The 431-nt window shown below is 66.8% G+C and carries 1 pseudogene; it reads right to left on the reverse strand.

From position 1 onward, the window contains the following. Positions 1-431, reverse strand: a pseudogene (locus PA598K_RS38625) (four-carbon acid sugar kinase family protein); the annotation flags it as partial.

The following is a 431-nucleotide window of genomic DNA, read 5'->3' on the forward strand; positions in this document are numbered from 1 at the left end:
CCGGAGACGGCGAGCAGCCGATCGACAGACGCAACAGCCCGATAGCTGCTAGCCTCCCTGCGCAGGTCTGATCGACCCACTTGCCCGGATCGCTCGTAGCCATCCTGCACCTCCGGCACATCACGCTGCTCCGTTAGCTCCACCCCAACCTCGCCGTCTGCCTGCCGCTCCGTCAACTCTGCTCCAATCTCATCGTCTGCCTGCCGCTCGGCCAACTCCGCGCCGACCGCATAGGCGACGCCCGAGGAGCCAATGACGTACAGTGGGCCGCTGCGCTCGGCCTCTGCCAGCATGAGTTGCCCCGCCGACCGCAGCCGTCGCTCGTCGAGTACATCAAACAGGACGAGCTCGGGCGACTCTCGCTTCAGCAGCGCCTCCAGCCGTGCGCTCACCTGTGCCGCCTCGCCGTCCAGCGCCAGGATATCCATCAG

The organism is Paenibacillus sp. 598K (genome assembly GCF_003851045.1).
Classification (GTDB): domain Bacteria; phylum Bacillota; class Bacilli; order Paenibacillales; family Paenibacillaceae; genus Paenibacillus_D.